At 64.5% G+C, this 9,430-nt stretch carries 9 protein-coding genes and 1 pseudogene; 4 read left to right on the plus strand and 6 right to left on the minus strand.

The genetic code is table 11. From position 1 onward, the window contains the following. The first annotated feature begins 26 nt into the window (after positions 1–26). From CAK78_RS12515 to CAK78_RS12525, 3 genes are read left to right on the plus strand one after another with little or no spacing between them, the layout of a single operon-like run. Positions 27–707: a DUF484 family protein gene (locus tag CAK78_RS12515; protein WP_176452775.1), complete on the plus strand. Its 681-nt coding sequence runs from the start codon at positions 27–29 to the stop codon at positions 705–707. After that, a complete protein-coding gene (gene xerC, locus CAK78_RS12520) occupies positions 700–1,677 on the plus strand; it encodes a tyrosine recombinase XerC (RefSeq protein ID WP_094697486.1) in 978 nt (325 codons plus the stop codon). Before CAK78_RS12515 ends, xerC begins: the two co-directional genes overlap by 8 nt. A 38-nt stretch (positions 1,678–1,715) precedes the next feature. Beyond that, positions 1,716–2,426 carry an HAD-IA family hydrolase gene (locus CAK78_RS12525; RefSeq protein WP_094697487.1) on the plus strand — a complete coding sequence of 237 codons (711 nt, stop codon included), beginning with the start codon at positions 1,716–1,718 and terminating at the stop codon, positions 2,424–2,426. 98 nt (positions 2,427–2,524) lie between these two features. On the opposite strand, the gene CAK78_RS12530 is transcribed toward CAK78_RS12525, so the two are convergent. Together CAK78_RS12530 and CAK78_RS12535 are read right to left on the minus strand one after the other, a co-directional pair. After that, complete coding sequence (locus tag CAK78_RS12530; RefSeq protein WP_094697488.1) at positions 2,525–2,926, minus strand: STY0301 family protein; 402 nt, start codon at positions 2,924–2,926, stop codon at positions 2,525–2,527. Between the two features lie 41 nt (positions 2,927–2,967). Continuing rightward, positions 2,968–4,495 (minus strand): annotated as a pseudogene (locus CAK78_RS12535) (mechanosensitive ion channel domain-containing protein). Between the two features lie 115 nt (positions 4,496–4,610). On the opposite strand from CAK78_RS12535, the gene CAK78_RS12540 reads away from it, so the two are divergent. After that, positions 4,611–5,024 (plus strand): hypothetical protein, encoded by a 414-nt coding sequence (locus CAK78_RS12540; protein ID WP_005308268.1) that lies wholly within the window; start codon positions 4,611–4,613, stop codon positions 5,022–5,024. A gap of 9 nt (positions 5,025–5,033) precedes the next feature. Here the strand turns inward: CAK78_RS12540 and CAK78_RS12545 are convergent, their stop codons facing one another. The 4 genes from CAK78_RS12545 to CAK78_RS12560 form a co-directional block, all read right to left on the minus strand. Then, positions 5,034–5,804: a gamma-glutamyl-gamma-aminobutyrate hydrolase family protein gene (locus CAK78_RS12545; protein ID WP_042051536.1), complete on the minus strand. Its 771-nt coding sequence runs from the start codon at positions 5,802–5,804 to the stop codon at positions 5,034–5,036. Positions 5,805–6,167: 363 nt separating this feature from the next. Further along, positions 6,168–6,977: a sugar-phosphatase gene (gene yidA / locus CAK78_RS12550; protein ID WP_094697489.1), complete on the minus strand. Its 810-nt coding sequence runs from the start codon at positions 6,975–6,977 to the stop codon at positions 6,168–6,170. A 113-nt stretch (positions 6,978–7,090) separates the two neighbouring features. Continuing rightward, positions 7,091–8,761, minus strand: coding sequence for a DUF342 domain-containing protein (locus CAK78_RS12555; RefSeq protein ID WP_369597527.1), 1,671 nt, complete (start codon positions 8,759–8,761; stop codon positions 7,091–7,093). Positions 8,762–8,905: 144 nt separating this feature from the next. Further along, the coding region (locus tag CAK78_RS12560; RefSeq protein ID WP_141214183.1) for an IS1595 family transposase at positions 8,906–9,430 on the minus strand (525 nt) is incomplete at its 5' end.

Below are 9,430 nucleotides of genomic sequence, written 5' to 3' on the forward strand. Positions count from 1 at the left end.
CCTTTTTCGGATGGACCAACCAAGTTATGAGCGAACTCAAACGGCAGGAACCACTGGTGGATGAAGCCACAGTGCTGGAGTACCTGGCCCGTTATCCCGAGTTTTTCCAGCGCCACGCGGCCATGCTGGACCGGATCCGCATTCCCCATGAGCAAAAGGGCGCCATCTCCCTGGTGGAGCGCCAGCTTGACCGCCAGCGCGAACGCATCGAGCAGCTGGAGCAGGAGATCACCGAGCTGATGGGGATCGCCAGCGAGAACGAACGGATCTTCCGGGTCTATGCCGATCTCTACGGCGAGCTGTACGGTTGTCGGAGCCTGTTCGAGGTGAGCGCCGTGATGGGCAAGGCGTTCGTGCAGCGGCTGCGACTGACCGGCCTGCGGCTCTGGCTCAGCCCGAAAAAATTCCAGTTGAGCGGTCCCGAGCAGAAGTTCATGGCGGAAGGCAAACAGCTCGAGCAGCTGCTGGGTCAGCGCCTGCCGGGTCAGGATTATTACTTCGGCCGGCTCAACCAGAGCGAGAAGCAGGCATTGTTCGGTCACGACGTGCTGGTCAACTCGGTGGCCCTGATGCGGCTCGGCGATCTCGGCGTGCTGGCCTTCGCCAGCTCGGATCCGAGTCACTTCGCCCCCCACAACGACACCCTGCTGCTGGGTCAGCTCGGCCGCCTGCTGCAGCTGCGCCTGCCCGAGCTGGCCCGTGGCTAAGACGCCGGCCAGCCCCCCCAGCAAGGCGGCGCCTGCCGCCGAGCCCCTGCCGGCCGCGCTGGCGGGGGAGCTCGCGGCCTTTATCGAATACCTGCGGGTCGAGCGCCAGCTCAGCCCCCACACCCGTAGCAACTACCAGGCCCATCTGGAAGCCATGACCGCCGAGCTGGTGAAGCTCGGGGTCGATGACTGGGCCCGGCTCGAGGCGAGCCAGGTGCGCAGCCTGGTGACCCGGATGCACAAGGCCGGTCTTGCGCCCCGCTCGCTCGCCACCAAGGTCTCCGCCCTGCGCAGCTTCTGTGACTGGCAGGTGCGCCAGGGGCGGCTGGTCGCCAATCCTGCCCGCGGCATCGTCACCCCCAAGCAGGGGCGGCCGCTGCCCAAGAACCTGGACGTGGACGAGATGTACCAGCTGCTCAACATCACCGACGAGCAGGATCCGCTGGCGGTGCGGGATCGCGCCATCATGGAGCTGATGTACTCCTCCGGCCTGCGCCTCGCCGAGCTGGTGGGGCTCAATCTGGCGGACGTGAAGCTCGACGAGCGTCAGCTCAGGGTGACCGGCAAGGGCTCGCGGGAGCGGGTGCTGCCGGTGGGGCGAATGGCGGTGGAGTGGCTGCAAAAATGGCTCAAGCTGCGCCCCCTGCTGGCAGGCGACGAGCAGGAGGCGCTGTTCGTCTCCAAACGCAAGCAGCGCCTGTCGGCCCGCTCGGTGCAGGAGCGGCTCGACGGCTGGGGCAACAAGCAGGCGCTCAACGCCCATGTCCATCCCCACAAGCTGCGCCATAGCTTCGCCACCCACATGCTGGAGTCCTCCGGCGATCTGCGGGCGGTGCAGGAGCTGCTGGGGCACGCCGATCTTTCTACCACCCAGATCTACACCCACCTCGACTTCCAGCACCTGGCCAAGGTGTATGACAGCGCCCACCCGCGGGCGAAGCGGGATCCCGCTACCCCGGACGACGAATGACGGGGGCCGGGTAGCCGGCCTCGACAAGAGGAGAGACCATGCAGTTCTATCGCCGCTGGCAGCCGGTGGCCGCCATCTCGTTTGACCTCGACGACACCCTCTATGACAACGGCCCGGCCATCGAGCGGGCCGAGCAGTGGATGCTGACCCATCTGCGCAGCGAATACCTGGCCACCGCCATGCTGGACAAGCCGCGCTGGCTGGAGCTCAAGCGCAACCTGCTGCTGGAACAACCGGCGCTGCGCGACGACGTCAGCCTGGCGCGCCGGCACGGCATCCAGGCCGCGCTGATGGCCGGAGGCATGGCCGAGACCCGGGCCGCGCAGGAGGCGGAGTCGGTGTTCGCCGCGTTTCTGGCCGAGCGCTCGAAGATCGAGGTGAGTGACGAGACCCACGCCCTGCTGGCCCGGCTGGCGGCACGCTACCCGCTGGCAGTGATCACCAACGGCAACCTGGATCTGGCCCAGGCTGGTCTCGCTGATTACTTCACCCTGGTGTGCAAGGCTGGTCTTGGCAGCAGGATGAAGCCGGCGCCGGACATGTTCGTGCAGGTGCAAAAGGCCTTGGAGCTCGCCCCCGACCGCATTTTGCACGTGGGGGACCACCCGCAGACCGACGTGCTGGGGGCCCGGCTGCACGGCTTCAAGGCCGCCTGGCTCAACGAGCATCAGCAACCCGGAGAGCGGCTGCAACTGTTGCCGGACGTGGAGTTGGCCGCGCTGGGCGAGCTGGCCGATCTGCTGCTCTAGTCAGACCTCAACATCCGCCAGTTCGAAGCCGACATGCATCCATGTCGGCCGCTCATTCACCGCAGGCAGCAACCATCGCACGGGTCATGCCGAAGCAGTCATTCGCTGCGGCAAATCAGACCACGGAGATCGTAAAGGGCGGGCTGGTTGACCCGGCAGTAGCCTAGCCCGGCGGGCAGCGCCTGTTGCAGGGTGATGGCGGTCTCCCGGTAGTGGCAGACCAGATAGAAGGGGCGCGGATTGTGGCGATCCAGGCTCCAGTAGTGGATGGCGTCGCTGTCGCCGTTGTCCGGCTTGAGCTGGGCGCGTTCGTCGGGGTCGCCGTCGAACAGGGACAGGTTCTCCAGCCGGTGGCGAAGGGGCTGATGCTGCTCCCCCAGCTCGTTGCGGGTGACGGCCTGCCACCCCTGGGTCGTGCCCAGCGGTTGCTGGCGGGTCTCGATGGTGGCGGGGCAGTCAAATTGCAAGGTGGCGCTCAGGGCCAGCGCGGTCAGCAGCATGAAACACGTCTCGAAGGGAAAGTAGCGGCTCCCATGCTACGTCATCGCCCGCCAAACAGCGCCATCAGTTTGTCCAGCAGATCCCGTGGCGGGGCGATCTGCTTCATGGCCTCCGCCTCCCGCGCCAGCAGCTCCTGCTGCTCCTGCTGACGGGCGCTCAGCACCTTGTAGAGCGGCTCGAGCAGGGAGCCACGCTGGGCTACCAGCTCCTGGAACATGGCCTGATTGATGCGATAGGTTTCGACGGTTCCCTGGGCCCGCACCGTGAACGGGCTGGGCTCGCCGGTGAGTAGGCTCAACTCGCCGAAAAAGTCGCCGGCATTGAGGGTGCCGAGCGGCAGCTCGCGGCCTTCCACCTCCACCAGCATCTGGGCATCCCCTTTCACCAGCACGAACAGCCAGCCGGAGATCTCCCCCTGGCTCAGCATCCGATCGCCGTTGACGAAGGGGGCGAACTTGACCTGATCCGCCAGCCGCAGCAGCTCCTCCTCCTGCAGCATGGCGAACAGCGGCAGGCGGCGCAGGGTGTCGGTGCGCTCGGCGGTATGGCGCTTGTGGCGCTGATCCTTGTGATCCTGATCCGAGGTCATGAAGACGTTGAAGATGGTCGGGGTGAGGCGCCGGTCGTTGCGGCGCAGGGCGGCATCGATCTGGGTGCGCACCGCCGAGTCGGTGGGGTCGTCCACCGCCAGATCGGTGAGCCAGTAGCGCACCGCGTAGCGGGCGATGCCGTTCTCCACGTTCATCAGCAGGCAGTCCGGTTGCGGGCTGGCGGAGACGTTGCGGATGCGGGTCTCTCGCAGTGAGTGTTCCACCAGGGCGATGATCTGGGTGGGCAGGGTGTCCAGGGTGATGTCGAACCAGACCCAGCGGCGCCACTGCAGGGGGGCGTCGCGACGCCGCCCGAGCACGGTGAAGCGCTGCTTGAGCAGGTGGCTGTTGGGGATCACCACCGTCTCCCAGTTGCGGGTCTCTATGGTGGTGGCGCGCCAGTTGATCTCCACCACCCGGCCCTGGGTGGTCTCTACTTGCAGCCAGTCGCCGATGGCGATGGAGTTGTCGAGCTGGATCGAGACCCCGGCCAGCAGGTTGCCCAGGGTGTCCTGCATGGAGAAGGCGATGACGGCGGTGATGACGGCGGAGGTGGTAACTATCTCGCCGAGGGCCATGCCGGAGGCGTAGAGACGGAACAGGCACCAGCCTATGTAGCCGACCGTGATGACGATGTCGGCGATGATGCGCGGGATGCGGATCTGGCACAGGGGCAGCAGAAACTGGAACAGCAGGATCCCCCAGATCTTCACCAGCACCAGCCCGGCCAGCAGGCTGGAGATCTCCACCAGCCAGTGGCGGGGCAGGGGCAGGCGAAACCAGCCCCCCCTCCAGCTGGATCAGCAGGATCACCACCAGGCTTATCATCACGAAGCCCAGCTCGCTCACCAGCTCACGGCGGCGACCCGGGCTGCGCAGGAAGTGGGTGAAGAGCAGGAACAGGGTCAGCAGGGTCCAGAACGGGTGGTCGCCAATCCACAGCAGGGTAGGTAGCGCAACGAGGTTATCGCCAAACATAGCAGCCCCTTATCATTGGTTATTTCCAGCATAGTTGGTTTCAATCCGCTAAATGGGTGCGGGGTCGAGGCAATTTCTTTATGCTGGGCACCTGTCTGACAAGGGAGTGGAGCGCGTGCGCAAGTGGAGCAAGGTGGCCTGGATTGCCGGGGCCTGGCTGCTGGTGGGTTGTGATCAGCTGGCCGACAAGTATCGGGTCGAGTTTCGTGATGGATCCTGGCGCGAGATCGCCATCACCCCCTTTTCAGACGAGGCACGCTGGCGCGAGGGGTGTGCCACCGGCGAGGTGCTGAGCGACATGACGCTGCCGCTCAAGCGCGGCAAGACGGTCAACGGCCGCGAGCAATTGCTGATCGGCGGCGAGCTGTTCGAGCTGGACGACAACGCCCTCTACCGCAGCAACGGCATGGTGTTTGGCCACACGCCGGATCACATCCAGCGCGGGCTCAAGGGGATGGAAGTGTGCCGTACCCTGCGCCCGTCTCGCGGTGCGCTGCCCAAGCTCAAGGCGCGCGGGTTCGGCGACTAGCCGGCGTCGTCAGACGCCGGTCAGGCGGGCCCGGCAGGCGTCGCCAAAGGCCTCGAAGATCTTGATGGAGTGAGGGTTCTGGCTCGCTTTCCACTCCGGATGCCATTGCACCGCCAGCAGGAAGGGGGAGAGGGCGGGGGCGTGGATCGCCTCGATCAGCCCGTCTTCGGCGTGGGCCAGCGGTACCAGCCCCTTGGCCAGGGTCTTGATTCCCTGTCCGTGCAGCGAGTTGACCGGGATCGATGGCTGTCCCATCAGCTCCGCCAGCCAGCTGCCCGGCACCAGTGTCACCTGATGGCTCTCACCATACTGGTCGTCCACCGGATCGTCCGCATCCTCCCGATGATCGTCATAACCCGGTTCGCTGTAGACCTTCTGGTGGATGTCTCCCCCCAGCGCCACGTTGATCTCCTGCATGCCGCGGCAGATGCCGAGGATCGGCAGACCGCGGTCGAGAGCGGCGCGTACCAGCGCCATGTCGAACAGATCCCTGTCTCTGTCTTGCTGCTTCTCCGGGGTGAGGTTCTCCTGGCCGTAGAGGGTTGGATCTATGTTGGATCCGGCGCCGCTCAGATAGACCCCATCCGCCAGATCCAGATATTGCGCCAGATCCTCGGTGCCGCAGCAGGTGGGCACCAGCAGGGGAACGCAGCCGCTGATCTCTACCAGCGGCTGAATGTATTTGTGGGTCATCACCTGATAGGCGTGACCATTGCGGGGCTGGGCGCCCATGGTCATCAATACGACGGGTTTACGCGGGGTGTGGGTGCTGCGAGTCATGATTCACCTTGGCTGTCCTTAGCGGTCCTGCGCCTTGGGCAGACCCTTGCCAGCGCAAGGGCATGCCTCAAGGCATGGTCGTGGGATCGGGGTCGTGCCGCAGTACCAGAATCGTCGGTCAGCCTGGGCAACGACAGCCTGGATCCTGATCCCAGTCTGCCAAGGCCGTTCAATATGTCAAACGAAATGATGCCAAAATGTTAAATATATTCTGCGCTCGGCTGGCTTGAGTCCCATTAAAAGGGGGTTGTAGCGAAGGATAAGCGGGGGGGCGGGGATTATCATGGTGGATATATTAAACATGTGGCACCGCTGCCCAGACAGGCCCAGACAGCAAAAGGGGCCCGCAGGCCCCTTGTCGACTCAGGCGTTCAGGATGAAATGCTCGATCACCTGGGCGACCCCGTCTTCATCGTTGCGCCCCGTGGTGTGTTGGGCCAGCGCCTTGATGTCGTCGGTGGCGTTGCCCATGGCCACTCCCAGCCCGGCGTATTCGATCATGTGGTGATCGTTGCCCGCATCCCCCACCGCGATGACCTGGGAGGCATCCAGCCCCAGGTGCTCGGCCAGGGCGGCGACGCCGGTCCCCTTGTTGCTCCGCTTGTTCATGAACTCGAGGAAGTAGGGGGCGCTGCGCACCACGGTATAGCGCTGGTAGAGCTCGGCTGGCAGTTTGGCGATGGCCGGGGAGAGCAGCGGCTCGGGATCGATCATCATCACCTTGAGGATCTGCTCGTCGGCGGGCAGGGTGGCGAAGTCCAGCAGCTTGATGGGCATGCCGATGAGGCGGGATTCGTGCTCGGTGTAGGGGCTGACCCTGGGGCTGATGAGCCCCAGGCTGACCGAGAAGCCGTGCACGTTGACGCCCAGCTCGTCGGCCAGGGCGGCGATGGCGCTGGCGTCGCTGCCGCTGAGCAGCTGGCTGCGGATGATGCGCTGATCGGCCACCTGCTGCACCAGGGCGCCGTTGTAGCAGATGACGTAATCGTCCTGGCCGGTGAGGCCGAGCTCGGTCAGATAACGGCTCATCCCCTCCAGCGGGCGGCCGGAGGCCAGCACGACCGTGACTCCCCGGGCGCGGGCGGCGGCGATGGCCGCATGGGTGCGGGGGGAAATCTGGCCCTGGGAGTTCAACAGGGTGCCATCCATATCCAATGCGATCAGCTTGTACATCTCTCACTATCCTGCAGTCTGGCTGGCCCGCACTATGGGGCCAAGGGGAGAGGGAGTGTAGCGAAATTCACCGTCCGGATCACGGCCGGAGGTGTAAGACGGGGCGGCGCCGCTCACTTGTGGGGTTCGTAAGGGGTCAGCTGTAGCTGATCCTCGCGGATGGCGAAGTGGATGGGGCCGTGCTCTATGTCGACCCGATAGTGGTGGTGGGCCATCTCCACCTCGACCCCGGGGAAGGCGTGCTGGGTGGCGATGATGTCCATCTCCGCCATCAGTTTCTGCAGCTCCTCCTGTGCCGCCTCCAGCTGCTCGTCGAGCTGCTTGCTCTCCTCGAGGCGCTGGACCCGGATCAGTTTGATCTTCTGCAGGGTCTGGGGATTGCGCTTGTCGCTCGGCAGCTGCAAGAGCTTGAGCAGCAGATCCTGCAGCTTGTCCAGCTGCTCCCGGCACTCCTGCTTGCGCTGGCGCAGCGCCTGCTCCTGCTCCTTGTGGGTGAAGTAGCCACCGAGGATCTGCAACCGGGTCTGGTTGTGGGCCGAGGCCCCCAGGATCGGCGCCATGATGAGGCGGTTGGCGATGCTGATGCCCCCCAGCAGGTGGCCCTTGCGCATGGCGCTGTCGCCCACCTTGAGGTCCTGGCCGCTGCGGCTGTAGCTGTGGCTGAGCTGGGTCAGGATGTGGATGTCGCCACCGGCCTCCAGCTTGGCGTACTGGGCATAGCTGGCGTGGATCTCCCCTTGGGCGTTGAGGTGGCAGAGGTACTCGTTGCTCTGCTCCAGCTTGCGGCCGATGACGCCGTTGCGCACCGTGATGGTGCCGCCCGATTCGATGTAGCCCCCCTCCACGAAGCCGCCGATCACCACGTCGCCGCTGGTCTTGACCTTCATGCCGGGGGTGACGTCCCCTGCCACGATCAGCGCCCCCTCGAAGATGATGTGGCCGTGGCGGATATCCACCTGCTTGACGCTCAGCACGTCGTCCACCTTCATGCCGCTCTTCTCCTGACGCGGCAGGCCCGGGCGGCTGGCCAGCAGCAGATTGGGGTCATCCGGCGAGATGAAGGTGCCTTCGCCGGCCACCATGGGACTCTCCTTGCCATGCTTGGCGGGCAGCTCCTGGCCGGTGACGGTGAAGCCCGGCACGCCGGTGGTGGCCGGGTGGCGGCGCATCAGCTGGGCGCCGGCCTTGACGGTGAGCATGGTGCCGAGGTCGCGCATGTCGACCCGGCCGTGATCCAGCTCCTGGGGCTTGAGAATGCGTTCGGCCGGGGTCTCCACCAGCCGCTCGAAGCGGGTGTCCTGACCGTTGACGGCGGCCTTGCCCTGCGCCACCGGCAACCTGAGCAGGGTGCCTGGCGTTGCCTCCTTGGCCGCCAGCACGGCGGCGGTGATGAGCTGGGGCTGTACCCCCTGCTTGATCTCGCTGGCCTGGATCGCCTGCTCCAGCTGTTCGCTGGTGAGGTATTTGCCGCCCCAGTCGGCGGTGATCTGGGCGGTGGCGCTCATCCGATCCTTCTCCACCAGCAGCAGGACGCTGGCATCGTGGCGCTGGGCGATGGGCACCGGATTGCCGGGCAGGGGGGCCGCCGGATCATTGATCAGGGTGTTGAGCAGGCTGATGGCCTGCTTGATCCCCTCCGCCAGCGGCTGATAGCGGCGGCAGTTGGAGGCCAGCAGCAGGGCCTGGATATCGTTTTCCGAGATGGGCTTGGTCAGCCCCGGCGCGATGCGCAGGCAGGCGTATTCCATATCGGCTGACAACAGTAACCACTCTGTGCTTAACACCGGATCCCTTCCCTCGCTGGCATCCCTGTCGGGACGGCTGCCTGTTTCCAGTTAATCGGCATCTTGTTAAAAATGCTAATGATCAACATAGTGCTGGTCTGCAGTATCCAGACATTTCTCCTTTTTGGTCAATGAGCTACCTGATTACCCATGACCCTCAGCCAGCTTCAAGAGCCGATATGGCATCGGAGGGCTTGCCACGACTGCATGCCCCAATTCAACCAACATGCTTTTGAGGTCAAAACGATGATTAAACCGGAAGCAGTATTCAGCAAGATGTCTCGGTAAATGCTTCGCTCCGAGCGTATGGCAACTGCCCCGCAGCGAGTTCTTCACATTCCCTATCATCGTGTTTACCCAGTTGAATGCCGGATGATCCAGCAAGTCAAGGTTGCCCCCGGTGACAACACCCAGGTGCTCACAATTGGCCTCCTTCACCGCCCTGAAACAGGCCAATCCATCGGATATCACCGCGCTACCACTGGCAACATGCCGTTTTGCCCAATCAGCAATGGACTTGGTTTTGAAACCATCGACCACCGTCATCCGCATCTTGATTGGATGCCCTTCCTTGTTCAGGGCCACTGCTGCCACAAATGGCGTCTTGCCTGCCGCGCCCCGACCCCGTTTGCCACCACGGTGCTCGCCACCCCAGTAGACATCATCGAG

The organism is Aeromonas sp. A35_P, from assembly GCF_002259925.1.
GTDB classification, from domain to species: domain Bacteria; phylum Pseudomonadota; class Gammaproteobacteria; order Enterobacterales; family Aeromonadaceae; genus Aeromonas; species Aeromonas dhakensis.